The organism is Bradyrhizobium sp. MI1.3 (genome assembly GCF_055811695.1).
The window spans coordinates 137,321-154,661 of record NZ_JBVVPQ010000002.1 but is presented as its reverse complement, the minus strand read 5'-3'; the positions used below and the strand labels follow the sequence as shown (position 1 = coordinate 154,661).

General features: G+C 64.1%; 17 protein-coding genes. 13 read left to right on the top strand and 4 right to left on the bottom strand.

What is annotated here, in order from left to right:
• Positions 1 to 206: 206 nt before the first annotated feature.
• From lptF to AC0L3A_RS01860, 9 genes are all read left to right on the top strand, one after another.
• On the top strand, positions 207 to 1,376 hold the full coding sequence (gene lptF / locus AC0L3A_RS01900) for an LPS export ABC transporter permease LptF (protein WP_007591970.1): 1,170 nt from the start codon (positions 207 to 209) through the stop codon (positions 1,374 to 1,376).
• On the top strand, positions 1,373 to 2,470 hold the full coding sequence (gene lptG / locus AC0L3A_RS01895) for an LPS export ABC transporter permease LptG (protein ID WP_007591971.1): 1,098 nt from the start codon (positions 1,373 to 1,375) through the stop codon (positions 2,468 to 2,470). The genes lptF and lptG overlap by 4 nt, the downstream gene beginning before the upstream one ends.
• Positions 2,470 to 4,959 (top strand): LPS-assembly protein LptD, encoded by a 2,490-nt coding sequence (locus AC0L3A_RS01890; protein WP_473253506.1) that lies wholly within the window; start codon positions 2,470 to 2,472, stop codon positions 4,957 to 4,959. Before lptG ends, AC0L3A_RS01890 begins: the two co-directional genes overlap by 1 nt.
• A gap of 69 nt (positions 4,960 to 5,028) precedes the next feature.
• Positions 5,029 to 5,955: a peptidylprolyl isomerase gene (locus tag AC0L3A_RS01885; RefSeq protein WP_473253505.1), complete on the top strand. Its 927-nt coding sequence runs from the start codon at positions 5,029 to 5,031 to the stop codon at positions 5,953 to 5,955.
• On the top strand, positions 5,955 to 6,971 hold the full coding sequence (pdxA, locus tag AC0L3A_RS01880) for a 4-hydroxythreonine-4-phosphate dehydrogenase PdxA (protein WP_473253504.1): 1,017 nt from the start codon (positions 5,955 to 5,957) through the stop codon (positions 6,969 to 6,971). Before AC0L3A_RS01885 ends, pdxA begins: the two co-directional genes overlap by 1 nt.
• On the top strand, positions 6,968 to 7,828 hold the full coding sequence (gene rsmA, locus AC0L3A_RS01875) for a 16S rRNA (adenine(1518)-N(6)/adenine(1519)-N(6))-dimethyltransferase RsmA (protein WP_473253503.1): 861 nt from the start codon (positions 6,968 to 6,970) through the stop codon (positions 7,826 to 7,828). Before pdxA ends, rsmA begins: the two co-directional genes overlap by 4 nt.
• 16 nt (positions 7,829 to 7,844) lie before the next feature.
• Positions 7,845 to 8,903, top strand: a complete 1,059-nt coding sequence (locus AC0L3A_RS01870) for an alcohol dehydrogenase (protein WP_473253502.1) — start codon at positions 7,845 to 7,847, stop codon at positions 8,901 to 8,903.
• A gap of 268 nt (positions 8,904 to 9,171) precedes the next feature.
• On the top strand, positions 9,172 to 9,408 hold the full coding sequence (locus AC0L3A_RS01865) for a hypothetical protein (RefSeq protein ID WP_007609339.1): 237 nt from the start codon (positions 9,172 to 9,174) through the stop codon (positions 9,406 to 9,408).
• Positions 9,409 to 9,774: 366 nt separating this feature from the next.
• On the top strand, positions 9,775 to 10,497 hold the full coding sequence (locus tag AC0L3A_RS01860) for a Crp/Fnr family transcriptional regulator (protein WP_473253501.1): 723 nt from the start codon (positions 9,775 to 9,777) through the stop codon (positions 10,495 to 10,497).
• A 3-nt stretch (positions 10,498 to 10,500) separates the two neighbouring features.
• On the opposite strand, the gene AC0L3A_RS01855 is transcribed toward AC0L3A_RS01860, so the two are convergent.
• Positions 10,501 to 11,238: a Crp/Fnr family transcriptional regulator gene (locus tag AC0L3A_RS01855; protein WP_473253500.1), complete on the bottom strand. Its 738-nt coding sequence runs from the start codon at positions 11,236 to 11,238 to the stop codon at positions 10,501 to 10,503.
• Positions 11,239 to 11,411: 173 nt separating this feature from the next.
• Between AC0L3A_RS01855 and AC0L3A_RS01850 the strand changes: the two genes are divergently transcribed.
• Together AC0L3A_RS01850 and AC0L3A_RS01845 are read left to right on the top strand one after the other, a co-directional pair.
• Positions 11,412 to 11,651 carry a hypothetical protein gene (locus AC0L3A_RS01850; RefSeq protein ID WP_473253537.1) on the top strand — a complete coding sequence of 80 codons (240 nt, stop codon included), beginning with the start codon at positions 11,412 to 11,414 and terminating at the stop codon, positions 11,649 to 11,651.
• A gap of 17 nt (positions 11,652 to 11,668) precedes the next feature.
• Positions 11,669 to 12,370, top strand: a complete 702-nt coding sequence (locus AC0L3A_RS01845; RefSeq protein WP_007591990.1) for a Crp/Fnr family transcriptional regulator — start codon at positions 11,669 to 11,671, stop codon at positions 12,368 to 12,370.
• 64 nt (positions 12,371 to 12,434) lie between these two features.
• Here AC0L3A_RS01845 and AC0L3A_RS01840 read toward each other — a convergent pair whose 3' ends face one another.
• The 3 genes from AC0L3A_RS01840 to AC0L3A_RS01830 all read right to left on the bottom strand — a co-directional run bounded on the left by AC0L3A_RS01840 (position 12,435) and on the right by AC0L3A_RS01830 (position 14,427).
• Positions 12,435 to 13,049 carry a cupin gene (locus AC0L3A_RS01840; RefSeq protein WP_219683186.1) on the bottom strand — a complete coding sequence of 205 codons (615 nt, stop codon included), beginning with the start codon at positions 13,047 to 13,049 and terminating at the stop codon, positions 12,435 to 12,437.
• Positions 13,050 to 13,368: 319 nt separating this feature from the next.
• A complete protein-coding gene (locus AC0L3A_RS01835; protein ID WP_473253499.1) occupies positions 13,369 to 13,779 on the bottom strand; it encodes a hypothetical protein in 411 nt (136 codons plus the stop codon).
• 111 nt (positions 13,780 to 13,890) lie between these two features.
• Positions 13,891 to 14,427 carry an REP-associated tyrosine transposase gene (locus tag AC0L3A_RS01830; protein WP_473253498.1) on the bottom strand — a complete coding sequence of 179 codons (537 nt, stop codon included), beginning with the start codon at positions 14,425 to 14,427 and terminating at the stop codon, positions 13,891 to 13,893.
• Between the two features lie 942 nt (positions 14,428 to 15,369).
• Here AC0L3A_RS01830 and AC0L3A_RS01825 point away from each other — a divergent pair.
• Together AC0L3A_RS01825 and AC0L3A_RS01820 are read left to right on the top strand one after the other, a co-directional pair.
• The gene (locus AC0L3A_RS01825; RefSeq protein ID WP_007591998.1) at positions 15,370 to 16,716 is read left to right on the top strand and encodes a caspase family protein; all 1,347 of its coding nucleotides are present in this window, start codon (positions 15,370 to 15,372) and stop codon (positions 16,714 to 16,716) included.
• A 28-nt stretch (positions 16,717 to 16,744) separates the two neighbouring features.
• Complete coding sequence (locus AC0L3A_RS01820; RefSeq protein WP_473253496.1) at positions 16,745 to 17,233, top strand: hypothetical protein; 489 nt, start codon at positions 16,745 to 16,747, stop codon at positions 17,231 to 17,233.
• The last annotated feature ends 108 nt before the right edge of the window (positions 17,234 to 17,341 follow it).

Here is a 17,341-nt window from a genome sequence, read left to right as displayed (position 1 = left end):
GAGGGGCCACAACGAGGGAAATATTAACCATATATTGAGGGTGCCACGGGGCAGCCATTTTGTTGACGGATCAAAGGGATGGTACTGAGAGAGTAAGCCGGCGGATGAGATGGTTGACCGACCTTGGGGATCCCCTTGCGGGGATTGGTTGGACAGCCGGAATTCCGGCCGGCATTGGGGACTTGGTGGGATTCGTGCGGTAGCGCATGGGGTCAATCGATAGGTATATCTTCCGCACGACGCTCGCGTCGTTTGCGCTGGTCCTGGTCAGCCTCACGGGCGTGATCTGGATTACGCAGGCGTTGCGCGGCATCGACTTGATGACGAGCCAGGGTCAGACCATCCTGACCTTCCTCGGCATCACCAGCCTCGTCGTGCCCGCGCTGGTCCTGATCATTTCGCCGATCGCGCTGATGATCGCGATCTCGCATACGCTGAACAAGCTTGCGACCGATTCCGAGATCATCGTGATGAATGCCGCCGGCTTCTCGCCGTTCCGGCTGTTCTATCCGTTCTTCTACGCCACCTGCGTGGTGGCGCTGCTGGTCGCCTTCATCGCGGCCTATCTCGCTCCCGATGGCATGCGGCGGATCAAGCAGTGGGACGCCGAGATCACCGCCGACGTGCTTACCAACATCCTGCAGCCCGGCCGCTTCGCCCAGCTCGACAAGAACCTGACGATCAGGATTCGCGAACGCCAGCCCGGCGGCATCCTCGCTGGCATCTTCATCGACGACCGCCGCGATCCGAACGAGCGGGTCTCGATCGTCGCCGAGCACGGCGAAGTCATGAAGAACGAGAACGGATCGTTCCTGGTGCTGGAGACCGGCAATCTCCAGCGCTTCGAGGCCGGCAAGCGCGATCCCGCGCTGGTGGCGTTCGGCCGCTACGGCTTCGACATGTCCAAGTTCTCGGGCCAGGGCCGCGACGTCACCCTCGGCATCCGCGAGCGTTATCTCTGGGAGCTGCTCTCGCCGTCCGAAGACGACCCCGTCTACAAGCAGATTCCCGGCCAGTTCCGCTCGGCATTGCATGACAGCCTGCTGGCGCCGATCTATCCCTTCGCCTTTGCCGTGCTGACCTTCGCGTTTCTGGGTGCGCCTCGCACCACCCGCCAGAGCCGCAATTTCTCGATGGGCTCATCGATCTTCGCCGTGTTCGGCCTGCGCATGGCCGGCTTTGCCTGCTCGGTGATGGCGGTGAAATCGCCCGGCGCGGTGCTGGTCCAATATGCGATGGTCATTGGTGCCATCGGCATCGGGATGGCGATCATCATCGGCGGCCTTGTGGTCGAACCGCCGCCGCGCCTCATGGAGGCCATCAACAGGTCGAACGCACGCATCGCGCGGCTGTTCAGACGGCCGGCCACCGCATGAGCATGCTCACCAACACACTCGGGCGCTATTTCGCCGGCCGTTTCGTGGTCGCGGCGCTCGGCGTGTTCGCCAGCATTTTTTTGTTGCTGGTGCTGGTCGATTACATCGAGATGGTGCGCAAGACTTCGGGCCTCGCATCCGCCTCCGCGGTCATGGTGGCCGAGACCTCGCTGTTCCGCGTGCCGCAGCTGCTGGAGAAGCTGACGCCGTTCTGCATGCTGATCGGCGCCATGACCTGCTATCTCGCCCTCTCCCGCCGGCTCGAGCTCGTGGTCGCGCGCGCCGCCGGCGTCTCCGCATGGCAATTCATCTCGCCGGCGCTCGGCAGCGCGCTCCTGATCGGAGTGATCGCCACCGTCGCCTACAATCCGATGTCGGCCAATCTGCGCGAGCTCTCCAAGCGCATGGAAGCCGAGCTGTTCGGCTCGGCGCCCGGCGGCGGCATTCAGGACGCCTCCGGCTTCTGGCTCAATCAGGTCACCAATGACGGCCAGACCATCATCAACGCGGCGCGCAGCGAGCAGCAGGGTATCCGGCTCACGGGACTCACGCTATTCCGGTTTGACACAGAGCAGCACTTCAAGGAGCGCATCGAGGCGCGAGAGGCGACACTCGAGGCCGGCCGTTGGCTGTTCAAGGGCGTCCGCCGCTTCTCGTTGGATTCGCCCCCGGTCGATCAGGCCAGCCTGGAGATTCCGACGACGCTGACCGAGGCGCAGGTCCGCAACAGCTTTTCCACACCCGAGACTGTGTCCTTTTGGCAACTACCGAGCTACATCCGCTCTTCCGAAAGCTCGGGCTTCGCGACAGCCGGATACCGACTCCAGTATCAGAAGCTTCTGGCACAGCCGTTTTTGCTTGCGGCCATGGTGATGCTCGCGGCTTCCGTGTCGTTGCGCTTCTTCCGGATGGGCGGCGTGCAGAAGATGGTTTTGAGTGGCGTGGGCGCAGGCTTTCTGCTCTACGTTCTGTCGAAAGTGACTGAAGATTTGAGCAAGGCTGAGTTGATGCATCCGATCGCTGCGGCGTGGTTGCCCGTGGTGGTGGGCGGCCTCACCGGCTTTTTGGCCTTGCTGTATCAGGAGGACGGATAGTGACGGCCGTCCACCGAGGACCCGTGTCTCGTTTGACGCGGCGCACATTGGTGCGCGCGAACGGGTGTGGCTTGTCCATTCGCAGGTTCCTGCTTGCTGTCGCCGCCGTGGCATCGCTCGGTGGCCTGATGGACGTTGCCGCCGTGGCGCCGGCCTCCGCCCAGAGCTTCACCTACAATCCGCTGCCGCCGCGTGCGAAGCCGCCGAAGGCCGTCAACGACAACCAGATGCTGGTTCAGGCGACCGAGGTCGACTACGACTACAACAATTCGCGCGTCTCCGCGGTCGGTAACGTCCAGCTGTTCTACAACGGCACCAGCGTCGAGGCCGACAAGGTCATCTACGACCAGAAGACCAAGCGGCTCCATGCCGAAGGCAACATCCGGATGACGGATGCCGACGGCAAGATCACCTATGCCGAGATCCTGGACCTTTCCGACGACTACCGTGACGGCTTCGTCGATTCGCTGCGCGTTGACACGGCCGACCAGACCCGCATGGCGGCGAGCCGCTCCGATCGTTCCAGCGGCAACTACACAGTGTTCGAGAACGGCGTCTACACGGCCTGCGCGCCGTGCAAGGACGACCCGAAGAAGCCGCCGCTATGGCAGGTCAAGGGTGCGCGCATCATCCACGACCAGCAGGAGAAGATGCTGTATTTCGAGACGGCGCAGCTCGAATTCTTCGGCGTGCCGATCGCCTATATGCCCTATTTCTCGACGCCCGACCCGACCGTGAAGCGCAAGACCGGCTTCCTGATGCCGGGCTTCACGTCGAATACGCCGTTCGGCTACGGCGTCGAGGTTCCGTTCTACTGGGCGATCGCACCCGACATGGACGCGACCTTCAGCCCGCGCATCACGTCCAAGCAGGGCGTGCTGTTCCAGGCCGAATTCCGCCAGCGCCTGATGGACGGCGCCTATCAGATCCGCGTCTACGGCATCGACCAGCTCGACCGCAGCGCGCTCGCCGGCCAGCCCGGCGACAAGCAGTTCCGCGGCGCCGTCGACACCAAGGGTCAGTTCGCGCTGAACGACAAATGGGTCTGGGGTTGGGACGGTGTCCTGATGTCCGACTACTATTTCTTCTCGGACTATCGGTTGTCGCAATATCGCGATCCGCTGGGCTCGTTCCTGTATCTGCCGACGGATGCACTCTCGCAGCTTTACCTGACCGGTGTCGGCAATCGTAGCTTCTTCGACGCGCGCACGATGTACTGGCTGAGTTACTCGGGCAATCAGAGCCAGGTGCCGGTCGTCTACCCCGTGATCGACTACTCGAACGTGCTGAACTATCCGGTCTTCGGCGGCGAGTTCAGCTACAAGACCAATTTCGTGAACCTGTCGCGTGACACCGCGGTGTTCGATCCGATTACGACGCTCGCCAACACCAATGGCCTGTGCACGACGGTGTCGGCCGATCCGCTCGCGCGCACGCCGTCGCAGTGCCTGCTGCGCGGCTTCCCCGGCACCTACACCCGCCTGACGGCCGAAGCGCAGTGGCGCAAGTCCTTCACCGATCCATTCGGTGAAATCTGGACCCCGTTCGCCATTCTCCGCGCCGACGCGATCAACTCCTCGGTCTCCAACCAGCCGGGCGTGTCGAACTATCTTCCTGTCGGCGACACCCAGGCGTTCCGCCTGATGCCGACCGTGGGCCTCGAATACCGCTACCCCTTCATCAACGTTCAGCCTTGGGGCTCGACCACCATCGAGCCGATCGCGCAGATCATCATCCGGCCGAACGAGACCTATGCCGGCAAGCTCCCCAACGAGGACGCGCAGAGCATGGTGTTCGACGCCTCGAATCTGTTCAGCGTCGACAAGTTCTCCGGTTACGACCGTGTCGAGGGCGGCGGCCGCGCCAATGTCGGCGTGCAGTCCACCACGCAATTCGACAGGGGCGGCGCCATCAAGACGCTGTTCGGCCAGTCCTACCAGCTGTTCGGCATGAACTCCTTCGCGGTCCAGGACTCCATCAATACTGGCGTGGATTCCGGTCTGCAGAGGCCGCGCTCCGACTATGTGGCGAGCGCCGCCTATTCGCCCAACAGCACCTATACGTTCAGCGTTCGCTCGCGCATGGACGAGCAGACCTGGAACATCCAGCGCTTCGAGGCGGAAGGCCGCGCCAACTTCAACCGCTGGTCCGTCAGCATGCTGTACGGCAATTACGCGGCCCAGCCGGAACTCGGCTATCTGACCCGCCGCGAGGGCATCCTGACGTCGGGCTCGATCAAGGTCGCGGCCAACTGGGTGGTCACGGGCTCGGCGCGCTGGGACCTGGAGGCCAACAAGATCAATCAGTATGTGCTCGGTGCCGGCTACGTCGACGATTGCTTTGTGCTCGGCTTGAACTATGTAACTGCGTATAGCTATTCCGCAGGCGCGGCGCCGCCCGTGCTGAACCACGCGATCATGTTCCAGATCGGCCTGCGCACGCTGGCGAACACAGCGACGACCAGCAGTTCCGGCGGCGGTCTCCAGTGAACGGTTTGAAGGTGCCGGCCGCGTGTTCCCGATCGCAGGTTCACCGCGGCTGACATGCGAGCGACAAATATGACGATCCCATTGCCTGTCTTCCGCCTCTTCCTCGTCCTCGCCGCCCTGCTCCTGGCCGGCGCGCCGTCGCGCGCGCAGAACATCGTCGTGATGGTCAACGGCGATCCCATCACCGACTTCGACGTCGAGCAGCGCTCCAAGCTCGACCAGCTGACGACGCAGAAGACACCGGCCCGTCAGGAGGTCATCAACGAGCTGATCGACGACCGGGTGAAGATGAAGGAAGGCAAGAAATACGGGGTCGACCCCGGTGTCTCCGACATCAACCAGTCCTACGAGGGCATGGCGCAGCGCATGCGCATCTCGCCGGACCAGCTCACCAAGTCGCTCGAGGTCAAGGGCGTCCGCCCCGAAACCCTGAAGAACCGCATGAAGGCCGAGATGGTCTGGACCAGCCTCGTGCGCGGCCGCTTCAAGGAGAAGTTGTTGGTCGGCGAGAAGGACGTCGCGCAGGCCGTGCAGGCCCAGACCGGCGACAAGCTGCAGATCGAGGGGACCGAATACAAGATGCAGCCGATCGTGCTGCTCGTGCCGCGCGGCTCGTCGCCGGCGTTCCTGGAGACGCGGCATAAGGAAGCCGAGCAATATCGCTCGCGCGTCGGAAGCTGCGAAGAAGCCAATTCGTTGTTCCGCTCCACGCCGAACGCCACGATCCGCGACACCGTCACCAAGACCACGGCGGAATTGCCCGAGGCGTTGCGCAAGGTCCTCGACGACACGCCGATCGGCCACCTGACCGCTCCCGAGACGACCAAGGCGGGCGTCGAGATGGTGGTGCTGTGCTCGCGCAAGCCGACCATGATCGACACGCCGAAGAAGCGCGAGGTCCGCGAGAAGATGTATCAGGAGAAGTACGAGAAGACCCAGAAGGCCTATCTCGAGGAGCTCCGCAAAGCGGCGATGATCGAGTATCGCAACCGCTGATGGCCCAGCAGCCTGCCAAGCCTCTCGCCCTGACGCTGGGAGAACCTGCCGGCATCGGCCCCGACATCACCATCGCAGCCTGGCTCAAGCGCCGCGAACTGGACCTGCCCGCCTTCTATCTGCTCGGCGACGAGGCGCTGATCGCCCGCCGCGCCAATGCGCTCGGCGCCGACGTCAGGATAGCTTCGGTAAGCGCCGGCGAGGCCAAGGCCGCCTTCCCCGAGGCCCTGCCCGTGGTTGCGACCGGCGAGCCCGCGAGCGCCGAGCCCGGCAAGCCGGACGCATCGAGCGCGCCCGCCGCCCTCGCCTCGATCCGCCAGGCGGTCACGGATGTCCGCGAGGGCCGCGCCGGTGCCGTCGTCACCAATCCGATCGCCAAGAGCGTGCTCTATCGCGCCGGCTTCCGCCATCCCGGCCATACCGAATTCCTCGCCGAGCTCGCCGCGGAAGACGGCCGCGTGCCGCAGCCGGTGATGATGCTGTGGTCGCCGCGGCTCGCCGTGGTGCCCGTGACCATCCACGTCTCCTTGCGCGATGCACTGGCCCAGCTCACCAGCGAGCTGATCGTCTCGACCGTGCGCATCGTCGCGACCGAACTCAAATCCCGCTTCGGCATCGCGAATCCGCGCATCGCGATTTCCGGCCTCAATCCGCACGCGGGCGAGGACGGCTCGCTCGGCCACGAGGAGCAGACCGTGATCGCGCCGGCGATCAAGACGTTGCGCAGCGACGGGATCGAGGCGAAGGGACCGCTCCCCGCCGACACCATGTTCCACGAAGCCGCGCGAAACAGCTATGACTGCGCCGTCTGCATGTACCACGACCAGGCGCTGATCCCGATCAAGACGGTGGCCTTTGACGACGCGGTCAACGTCACGCTCGGCCTGCCCTTCATCCGTACCTCGCCCGACCACGGCACCGCCTTCGACATCGCCGGCACTGGCAAGGCCAATCCTGCAAGCCTGATCGCCGCCTTGAGGCTCGCGAGCCGGATGGCGGCAGCGAAAACCCGATGAGCGCGATCGACGACCTCCCGCCGCTTCGCGAGGTCATTCGCCAGCACGCCTTGTCGGCGCGCAAATCGCTCGGCCAGAACTTCCTCCTCGACCTCAATCTCACCGCGCGTATCGCGCGTGCGGCGGCTCCGCTCGAGGACTCCACCATCATCGAGATCGGCCCTGGCCCGGGCGGGCTGACGCGCGCCTTGCTCGCACTCGGCGCCAGACGCGTCATCGCCATCGAGCATGACGAGCGGGCAATCCCTGCCTTGCAGGAAATTTCCGCGCGCTATCCCGGCCGTCTCGAGATCGTGCATGGCGACGCCATGAGCTTCGACCCGCGCCCGCTGCTATCCGGCGAAAGAGCAAAAATCGTCGCGAACCTGCCCTACAACATCGCGACCCACCTCCTCGTCGGCTGGCTCACCACCGAGCCCTGGCCGCCCTGGTACGACATGATGGTCCTGATGTTCCAGCGCGAGGTCGGCGAGCGTATCGTGGCGCGCGAGGACGAGGAGGCCTTCGGCCGGCTCGGCGTGCTCGCCAACTGGCGCTGCGAGACCAAGATCCTGTTCGACATCGCGCCGTCCGCCTTCGTGCCGCCGCCGAAGGTCACGTCTTCCGTCGTGCGACTGATCCCGCGCGAAAACCCTCTCGCCTGCGATCGCAAGCTGCTCGAACAGGTCGCCGCCGCCGCGTTCGGCCAGCGCCGCAAGATGCTGCGACAAAGTCTGAAGTCGCTCGGCGCCGATCCCGCGCGGCTGGCCGCAGCTGCCGGCGTCGATGCGACGCGGCGCGCCGAGACCGTTCCGATTTCCGGCTTTGTTGCCATGGCCCGTGAATTGGCCAATATACGCAGCGAAACAGAGAGATAATTTCGGAGGAAGAAATATGGCGTTGATGCGTCGGCAGTCCCTCGTCAAGTTCGATGCGCCGCTCTGCGAGACCATCGTCGACACGCCGAAGCCGCAAGGACGCGAGGTGCTGGTGCGCATCGAGCGCTGCGGCCTCTGCCACTCCGATCTGCACATCCAGGACGGCTACGCCGATCTCGGCGGCGGCAAGAAGCTCGACACCACGCGCGGCATGACGCTGCCCTTCACGCTCGGCCACGAGATCGCAGGCGTGGTCGACGAAGTCGGCCCCGAAGTGTTCGCCGGTCTCGTCGGTAGCAAGAAGGCGGTGTTTCCGTGGATCGGTTGCGGCCAGTGTCGCGACTGCGCCAATGGCGACGAGAACCTCTGCGCCAGGCAGCGCTTTCTTGGCGTCTCCATCGACGGCGGCTTCGCCACCCACGTGCTGGTGCCTGACGCGAAATATCTGCTCGACTACGATCCCCTGCCCGTCAACCAAGCCGCGACGCTGATGTGCTCCGGCGTCACCGCCTATGGCGCGCTCAAGCGCCTGGTCGACCGACCGCGCCAGCGCAATCTCCTGCTGATCGGCCTCGGCGGTGTCGGCATGATGGGCCTTTCCTTCGCGGCGGCCATGTTCAAGCAGCCGATCACGGTCGCCGACCTCAGCGGTGCCGCGCGGGAAACCGCGCTGAAGAACGGCGCGGCGGCGGCCTACGATCCGGCCGAGCCCGACGTGATCAAGCGCATCCTCAAGGAAACCGATGGCGGCTTCGACGAGATCGTCGATTTCGCGGGCAACGAGAAGTCCATGGCTTTCGCGGTCGCCGTCGCCGCGCGCGGCGGCAAGATCGTGGTCTCCGGCCTGATGGGCGGCCAGTTCACGTTGCCGATGGTGCAATGGGTCTACAAGCGCATGACCATCGAGGGCTTCATGGTCGGCACGCTCACCGAGGCTCACGAGCTGATGGCGCTCGCCCGCGCCGGCAAGATCAAGCCGACGCCGATGCGCGAGGAGCCGATGGGCGACGTGCAGACCTGGATCGACGAGCTTCGCGCCGGCAAGGTCGTCGGCCGCATCGTGCTCAAGAATTAGCATGCGCGAGAAGCGCGAGGCGGCGGGGTCATCTCGCCGCCGGCTTCAATCATCGCGATTCACTCGAAATTGACGCAAGCCGGTGTTCCAAATTGGGGAACCTGATCTCTGCAGATTATGGTCCTCGCCCTCGTCAACAATCTCGGCGCGACGCTGAACAAGAAGTTCACCTCGATCAGCAGCTCGCTGAAGTAACGCGGGCACGCGCGCCAATTCACGGCATTCGTCTGTCCCGCGGAACGGCAATGGCCGCGCCGCGTTGGCAGCCATGTCCATTCGCTGCACCGTCGAGAACGCATTCTTCATCGCCTGGAGCTTCCTGGAGCAGAGCGGAGAGCTCGGCTCTCCGGACGAGACGGCGAACGTCCTGCTCGACGCCATTGAGGCCCAGCTCAGGACCGGTGAACGCCGGCAACTGATGCTCGCCAACAGGGCGATCGATGCCTATCGCGCCCACGCGGAAAAAAGCCGGCCCGCGCACGATTGCGAAGCACGCTTCGGGTGACGAACGTCGGGTGATGAACATCCTGGCCGCCCTCGGGCCCGCCGGCCCGGCGGCGTTTGAGATATAGGCCGGCGGTCCGTCGGGCAGAGCGCACGGGCTGCGGCGCTCCGCGACGAGCACGCTACGCTGATCCGCGCTCCTGCTGTGTGCACTCCTGCACAGAGCTCGTAAAGTTGAAGGCCGCTGGGTTCGGCTGCGCCATTTGCCTCGCGTGCCATGCGCCGCGCCAGAATTTTCCGGAATTCCGTAAGCCGGAGGCCATCTTTTCAACGCTTGAAAACGCCTTGTGTGCACTTTGGAACCGTCGGCTCCGTCATGGAAACGTAGGGTTCTGGCCGGCGCCGATTCCCGGCCAGAGCAAGACATGTGACCGGTCGGCCCCAGAACGATCTTCTCCAGCGGCTCAGCCGCACGGATTTCGAACTGTTCGCGCCGCACCTCCAGCCGGTCGAACTCGAGGCGAGCCACATCCTGTATCACGCCGGCGACGAGGTCGCGGCGGTCCATTTTCCTTGCCGCTCCACGCTCGTGTCATTCGCCGTGCCAGTCGAGGACGATCGCGAGGTTGAAAGCCTGCTGGTCGGGCGCGAGGGCGCGGTGGGCATTGCCGCCGGCCGCAGCGCCTCGCTGGTCTATTCGCGCATCGTCGTGAAGCTGGGCGGGACCCTGATGCGGTTGCCGCACCGCGCGCTAGAGCAGGCCCAGCAGAGGTCGGCCACGCTCCACCAGGTCTTCTCGCGCTATGGCGACTGCCAGTTCGCACAGCTGCTCCAGACCGCGGCCTGCAATGCCGCGCATTCGATCGAGCAGCGCGCCGCCAAGTGGATCATCTCCGCGCAGGAGCACGTCGGCGGCCCCGAGATCCCCCTCACCCATGAGCAGCTTGCCGGGATGCTTGGCGTGTCCCGCAGCTATGCCAGCCGCGTCATCCAGATGTTCAAGGCGAGGCAGATCCTCGCGACACGCCGTGGCGCCATCCTGATCCTCGATGCGCCGGCGCTCGAAGCCAGAGCCTGCTCCTGCAACGACTGGGTGAAGAAGCACTTTGACGAGGTGATGGGACGCACGGCCGCGGACGGTTCGCTTTAGGTCTCACGCATGCGGCGGCGATTGGCGCTTCAAGTGCAGATAGGTCGGACTGAAGCCTCCGAGCCGCTGCAGTTCGCGCCATTTCAGGACGATCAGCTCGCCGTCGCGCATGTCCATGGTCCCGCTCCGCCTGAGCTCGGAGAGCGTCCGGTTCACTGTCGCGATCGCCATGCCCAGCGTCTCGCCGAGCTGCGCCAGGCTGATCGGCAGACGGCAGCGATTGCCGCGGACGAGCTGCGCGGCCCGCGCGCGGTAGAACAGCTCGCAGAACAGGTGCGCCATGCGCGCGTGCATCGGCCGGGCGCTATTGTTGGTGATGGCCTCGCGAAAGATAGCGGCATCGAGCAGCGTCTCGCGCCAGACCGACAGTGCGAAGGTCGGTCGTCGCCGAAAGGCAATGAACAATTCGCGATGCGGGATGAACGCCACCGAGGCAGGCCCGAGCGCACACAGCCCATGGTCCATCTGGTCGATGAACAGTCCCTGGGAGTCCGGCAGGTCTCCAGACAAATGGAACGCGAGATATTGCCGCCTGCCGCTGTCGAGCAGATGGTAGCGGGCGATCATGCCGGAGACGACCAGCGCCGAATGCTCGGGTTCGTCGCCCTGACGGATGAAATCCTCATTCGGCGCGAACTCGCGCTGCACAAAAGTCAGCCCGCGAATTTCGGCGACATCCTCCTGTGCAAGCGCGGTGTGCTCGCCGAGGTTCCGGATCAGCACGTCATGGGCTTTTTCCATGTGTCCCGTTCCATGCGTCCCGCCAAAAATCCTGCCGGTTCGATCAAATGATACATCTGGCCCGAATCCAGCGGACTAGAACGCGAGACGGAAGCACAGGTTGCTACCGGTTTGCGACGGTACAGGGTCGCAGCCCCACCATCCCTCGATTGCTGACTGCCCCCGCCCTTCGCATGAGCCCTACGACGATCCTGAAACGCATTCGCCACCTGTTCGCTACGGATTCGGGCGAGCACCTGGACAGTATCAGCGCTGCCTTCCTGCAAGGCAGGTTGAACCAGCCGGCGCGGCCGATGTCGGATCAGGAGCTTGCGCACGCCATCCGCGAGTTCCAGGCGGTTCCCGTGTCCGATTGGACCATCGCAAAACTCTCCCAACACCTGCTCGAACCGGCCGTGCCGCGTGACGACTGAAACCCCTCCTCCTCACCATGCCGCACCCGAAGTTCATCGCGCATCTCCAGGCGATTGAAGGCCTCTCAGAAGACGAACGCCGCCAGATCGCGGGTCTGCCGTCCACGCTGCGCCAGGTCTCCGACGGCGAGATCGTGCTGCGCCAGGGTGAAGATGCCTCCCGCTGCGTTTTCATCGTCAGCGGCTTCCTCTACCAGGCTCGCATCGTCGGCGATCGCAGCCAGATCCTCGCCTTCCACGTTCCCGGCGACATGCCGTGCCTGCACACGCTGCTGGTGTCGCCGATGGATGCGGACCTCGTCGGTCTTGGACCCTCGATCGTCGGCTACGTCGCACACAGCCAACTCAAGCAGCTGCTCGACAGCTCCATTCACCTGACCCGCGCGTTCTGGCGCGAGACGCTGATCGATGCGGCGATCTCGCGACAATGGATCGCGCGCCTCGGCGCACAGGCGGCGTTGCCGAAGGTGGCGCATCTGATCTGCGAACTCGCCGCAAGGCTGGAGGTCGTGGGCCTCGTCAAGAACGGCCGCTTCCAAATGCCGATGACGCAGCGGCATGTCGCCGATGCCTGCGGACTGTCGATCGTCCACGTCAATCGCACCATCCAGGAGCTGAGAGGGCGCCGATTGATTGCCTGGGAGGGAAGCGAGATCGAGCTGTTGCAACCCGACGAACTCCGCGCGCTCGCGGATTTCACGCCGGATTATCTGACCTGACCGAGACGGCCGGCGTTCCAACGAACGACACCTCGAACCGGCACAGCGAAAGCGATCCCCCGCGTCACGATCGCGATGGCTTTATCCGCCATGATTTGAGCAACGGGCCGCCGGCACCCAGCACGGGATCGGTCTTCGGCTTACGGACCTTGGCGATGCGTTTGCTGGCGTCAGGACGCTCTCGCGTGTCGGTGCACTCGTCATACGTCCCCTCCTGCGGATACGCTCCGACGACCAGGAAGTCCCGGCTGGACTCGATCAGCCGGTGTCCGGTCCCTGCGGGAAGAACCAGAACGTCTCCGGCCTTCACGCTCAGGATTCGCCCCTTGATCCCGCCGCACTCGATCCTAGCCGTGCCGCGTGCCACGCCCATCACTTCGTGGATCTGCGAATGGTAGTGGACAAAGTCATACACCGTATCGCGCCAGGAGCGGCCCCAGCCATGACTATCGAACAGCGTGTCGACGATGACCTCTGGAGCAAAACGCCGGGTCTTCAGATTCACCGCGCCGCGATAGAGCAACACTGGAAAATGCGGGTTATTCGGCACGATGCCATCGTCCTGGAAGCGGATGGCTGTCGGCTTCCGAGCCCGCACGAGCGCCCGCAGCGTTGCCGCGTCGGGGTGATCCTCGACGAGCTTCTTGGCGAGATTTTTGATCTGGTCCTTGATCGGCATGGCGTCTCCTCAGCCGCAATTAAACGGCGGCCGAGGTGATAAGTTTCTCAAGCTGGGGCCGGGTGGGACTCATCTCCGTTGGCAACGGAGATTCAGAGCCGTAGGATGGGTTGAGCCCTTGCGAAACCCATCGCTAACGAATAGCCACCAGCCCGAGACGCCGCACCAGAACATCCAGACACTCTCGTCAGCAAGATTGCCGGCAAAGAAAGAAGCGTCCAGCCGGGGCGAAGTTGCGACGGTGCGGTATTGACGCTACGTCACCACGCGCGAGGATGATGCGTTTCGCAAAGGCTCAATCCACCCGGCGGCCTCTCGCTTATTCTCTGGGGAATAGCCCACCGAACAGTGAAGTGCCCGGATGCTGCGCTTTCATGATCTCTTTTTGGAGGTCGACAAGCTCAAGAACAAACGCCCTTATCTCGGCAGACAGACCATCAATTTCAGATGGAGAAATTGGTTTGGCTTCATAAGGTATCCCACCGGTCCTGGGCACGGGAGTTCGCAGCATAATATAAACTTGGTCATTAAAGCTTCTTCCAATCGGATTGTGCAAAAGCTGATTGCGGCCCTCAGCAAGGGCTGCATATGTCTTGAGGGCGTGAGTAAGACGGTCCCGCAAATCCTGCGTCATGAAGGGCGAGATTTTGGCGAGTTTCTTTAGAACGGCGCTCTGAGTACTCGTTGATTTGAAAAAACTGAAGACCGTCACAGCGATAGTTTGGAGCATCGCCCGATGGCGGATGCCATCATAGGATCGTCGTCGACGGGATGCATCGTATTAAGTCCCTGCTATCAGCGCATAGAAAGGGTTTTGCTCCGCGATACCCATCATTTGCTTCTATCCTCTTTCACCATAGTCGTGGATGCCGTCGGAATGGTCGCCCGCCCAGTCCACCGGGTAATTTCCAAGTTTCACATGGCGATGAAACGACGACAATGCCCAATCGCTCACCCGCGTGACGAGACCATGCTTGACCGGGTTGATGTGGACATAGTCGACATGCCGAGCGAAGTCGCCCTCGTCCCGAATGGTATGCTCCCAATAGCGGCGCTGCCAGATACCGCGCTCACCCTTGGCGGCACGGCTCGAAGATATGCGCTCGCCGCGCGCGACGCCGCGTGAAAATGTCGATTTAATCAACCGCCAGCGCGTGGCGTAGTTGGCATCGCCTTCAGGCAGTGTCCAGACCGCATGGAGATGATCGGGCAGCACAACGATGCCATCAATCGTAAATGGATGACGCTGGCGCGTTTCGCGAAACGCGGCGCGCAATATCTCGACATGATCCGTCAGTAAGGAATGCCTCCGCTCCGCCAGATTGACGGTGAAGAAGAAGCTGCCTCCGGGGGTAAAGTTGCGACGATAACCCGTCATATGGAGAATGATTAAAGGAGGAAAAGATGGGTTTCGCAAGGGCTCTACCCATCCTACGGACTCACGCAAGCCGGAATGACAGGCGGAGATCGGGGCGCCCCTCGCGATCCGTCGGGCAAAACACCCCGTCAAGCCATCGGCGCAAAAACATTTCGCTTTTCCGAATTTCGGATTTGTGGCATACAGCCCGCATCCTGGCCCTGCCAAAGGGGCGTTCGCGACCGTCACGACATGCGGGCCGGGTGGCGGTGGACGCGGCAGCGACGGCGCGGGCGGCGTGATGACCGGGCGGGCAACCGTGAGTCCTCACGCGACGCGTACGACACGGCGCTGGAGAGCGGGCTTGTCGGTCATCGGGGGTGAGCACACGCAAGCCCTCGACGATTTCGGCGGGACCGTCCGCGGACGGAGAAGTCGTGTGGTCCTGACGCCCGGGGTCTGTGCGTCAAGCCTCGCGGTGATGTGGCGGCCCAACCGGGCGCGCGCATCAGCGATCGGCGGGGCGACGGGGGCAATAGTGCATCGCTCCCCGGGGAGAGCACGAAGGACACCGTTAAAACCATCCGCGCAGGGAAGGCCGGGCGATCGGCCACCCAATCGGTCCACCCCGTGTGCATTCCTGTAGCGCACGGACCAAACGGGTGCCGCCGGCGCCCGGCCTTCCCTGCGCCCTTTGGCTTCCATTGGGCGATGAACGGCAGCAAGGCTCGGGCAGAACCTGCCGCGGGAACGCGCGGCCATGGCCCCTCGCCTGCGAAATATGCAACGCGGCCTATCCGCGTCATGGCCGGGCTTGTCCCGGCCATCCACGCCTTGCCACGCGGCACGAAGAACGTGGATGGCCGGGACGAGCCCGGGCATGACGGACAGTACGCATGTGGCGCCGCTTTTCGCCGGCGCGCCGGACTGTTAGACTGGCGTCATTATTTTTGGGGAATTTTGATGCGCGCGAGGATTTTCAATCGCGTCCCGGGGCTGGCGACGCTGGTCGCAGCCCTGCTCGTCGTCGCCACGCAACCTGCATCGGCCGAGAAGCGCATCGCGCTCGTGGTCGGCAACTCCGCCTACAAGAACATCACGCCGCTCGACAATCCATCCAAGGACGCGAGCCTGATGGCGGACACGCTTGGCTTGCTCGGCTTCACGCTGGTCGGAGGCCGCGCCCAGCTCGATCTCGACAAGGGCGCTATGGATCTGGCGGTGCAGAGCTTTGGCCGGCAGGTGCAGGGCGCCGACGTCGCGCTGTTCTATTATGCCGGTCACGGCGTGCAGGTCTCGGGCGCCAACTATCTCGTGCCGGTCGGCGCCAATCCGACCCGCGAGGCCGACGTCGACTTCCAGATGACCGATGTCAATCTCGTGCTGCGCCAGATGCAGGGATCGGGCACGCGCCTCAACCTCGTGATCCTCGACGCCTGCCGCAACAACCCGTTCGGCTCGCGCGGCCTGCGCGCCTCCGATGGCGGCCTCGCGCAGATGCGCGCGCCCGAGGGCACGCTGATCTCCTACGCAACGCAGCCCGGCAATGTCGCCCAGGACGGCAGCGATGGCCACAGCCCCTACACAAAAGCATTGGCCGCGACGGTCCGGACCGCGGGCCTCGACGTGTTCCAGACCTTCAACCAGGTCGGCCTCGCGGTGAAGCGCGCCACCTCCGGCGCGCAGCAGCCCTGGGTGTCGTCCTCGCCGATCGACGGCACCTTCTATTTCGTAGCCCCGACGCAAACCGCCCCGCCGCAGGTCGCAGCGATGCAGCCAGATCCTTTGCCGGCGGATCGGCTGCGCGCCGATCCAGACCGCGTCCCCTTGCGCGATGCCGCCCTGCTGAGCGAGCTCAGCGAGCGGCTCTACGAGCTCAATTTCGATCCTGACAGCCCTGACGGAATGACCCGCGCGATCACAAAGCTCCAGCAGCGGATTTCCATGGCGCCGACGGGCGAAGCGACCGAAGGCCTGCTGCTGCGGATGCGCAAGATGGAGGACCTGAAACCATGGGGCTCGATCGTCTACGGGCCCGACGGCAGCAAATGGGGCATCTCCTGGAACCACGCCTCGCGGCGCGCGGCGGTGGCGGATGCGCGCGGCAATTGCGCCGGCGCCAAATGTCCGATCGAGCTGTCCTTCTATGGCAACCGCTGCGGCGCGTTCGCGATCTCCGACAAATCCTGGTCGCTGGTCCAGCGCGACAGCGTGCAGCGCGCGAAAGACGCCGCGCTTGACGAATGCGGCAAGGCTGGCAAAGCTTGCCGCATTATCGGTTCCGTCTGTGCCGACGGCTCCGGCCGTTGATACGATTTTTCATTTTGGATTTTTGCTCATGCGCAATGCCGTCATCCCTGCGATTGCCCTGGCCCTCTTCCTGTCCGTCACCGTCGCTCCACCGTCCGCCGTCGCGCAGTCCGGCAGCGCCGGCGGCTCGATCGGCAATGACGAGAAGTCGCTGTCCGGCTCGCGATCGGATCGTTCCGCCGAGCCGGCGCCCTCGGCGCGCCGCAGCAAGCCGGCCGAGGAGCCGCGCAGTTTCTCGCGACGCGGTGGTGGAGGTGGCGGGAGTTTCGACGGCGCCTGGATGGTCGTCAGCGTCGGCTGCGGCGGCACCACGTCCGGCGCGGTCGTGGTCTCCTCGGGCAAGGTCATAGGCCAAGGCGTCACGGGTACCGTCAGCGCGAGCGGCGCGGTCAGCACGTTCGGTCAAGGCGATGGCGTGACCTTCACCGGCTCCGGCCGCCTCGCTGCCCGCAGCGGTTCCGGATCCTTCCGTCGCTCCGACGGCTGCGGCGGAACCTGGACTTCGACCAAGCAGTAGCGCGAAAAAGTCTGATTTCGCGGGGGAACCAACGCCGCGCAGGCCCGATTCAGGCCACATCCTCTCCGGATTTGCGGCTCATTGCCACCCAAGTCTTTGACGAGAAAG

Coding starts and splice junctions, on each gene's coding strand:
- AC0L3A_RS01820 (WP_473253496.1), top strand. CDS start 16,745: ATGCGCAATGCCGTCATCCCTGCGATTGCCCTGGCCCTCTTCCTGTCC.
- AC0L3A_RS01855 (WP_473253500.1), bottom strand. CDS start 11,238: ATGGAAAAAGCCCATGACGTGCTGATCCGGAACCTCGGCGAGCACACC.
- AC0L3A_RS01835 (WP_473253499.1), bottom strand. CDS start 13,779: ATGCTCCAAACTATCGCTGTGACGGTCTTCAGTTTTTTCAAATCAACG.
- lptG (WP_007591971.1), top strand. CDS start 1,373: ATGAGCATGCTCACCAACACACTCGGGCGCTATTTCGCCGGCCGTTTC.
- rsmA (WP_473253503.1), top strand. CDS start 6,968: ATGAGCGCGATCGACGACCTCCCGCCGCTTCGCGAGGTCATTCGCCAG.
- AC0L3A_RS01865 (WP_007609339.1), top strand. CDS start 9,172: ATGTCCATTCGCTGCACCGTCGAGAACGCATTCTTCATCGCCTGGAGC.
- AC0L3A_RS01845 (WP_007591990.1), top strand. CDS start 11,669: ATGCCGCACCCGAAGTTCATCGCGCATCTCCAGGCGATTGAAGGCCTC.
- AC0L3A_RS01825 (WP_007591998.1), top strand. CDS start 15,370: ATGCGCGCGAGGATTTTCAATCGCGTCCCGGGGCTGGCGACGCTGGTC.
- AC0L3A_RS01840 (WP_219683186.1), bottom strand. CDS start 13,049: ATGCCGATCAAGGACCAGATCAAAAATCTCGCCAAGAAGCTCGTCGAG.
- lptF (WP_007591970.1), top strand. CDS start 207: ATGGGGTCAATCGATAGGTATATCTTCCGCACGACGCTCGCGTCGTTT.
- AC0L3A_RS01885 (WP_473253505.1), top strand. CDS start 5,029: ATGACGATCCCATTGCCTGTCTTCCGCCTCTTCCTCGTCCTCGCCGCC.
- AC0L3A_RS01850 (WP_473253537.1), top strand. CDS start 11,412: ATGAGCCCTACGACGATCCTGAAACGCATTCGCCACCTGTTCGCTACG.
- AC0L3A_RS01870 (WP_473253502.1), top strand. CDS start 7,845: ATGGCGTTGATGCGTCGGCAGTCCCTCGTCAAGTTCGATGCGCCGCTC.
- AC0L3A_RS01830 (WP_473253498.1), bottom strand. CDS start 14,427: ATGACGGGTTATCGTCGCAACTTTACCCCCGGAGGCAGCTTCTTCTTC.
- pdxA (WP_473253504.1), top strand. CDS start 5,955: ATGGCCCAGCAGCCTGCCAAGCCTCTCGCCCTGACGCTGGGAGAACCT.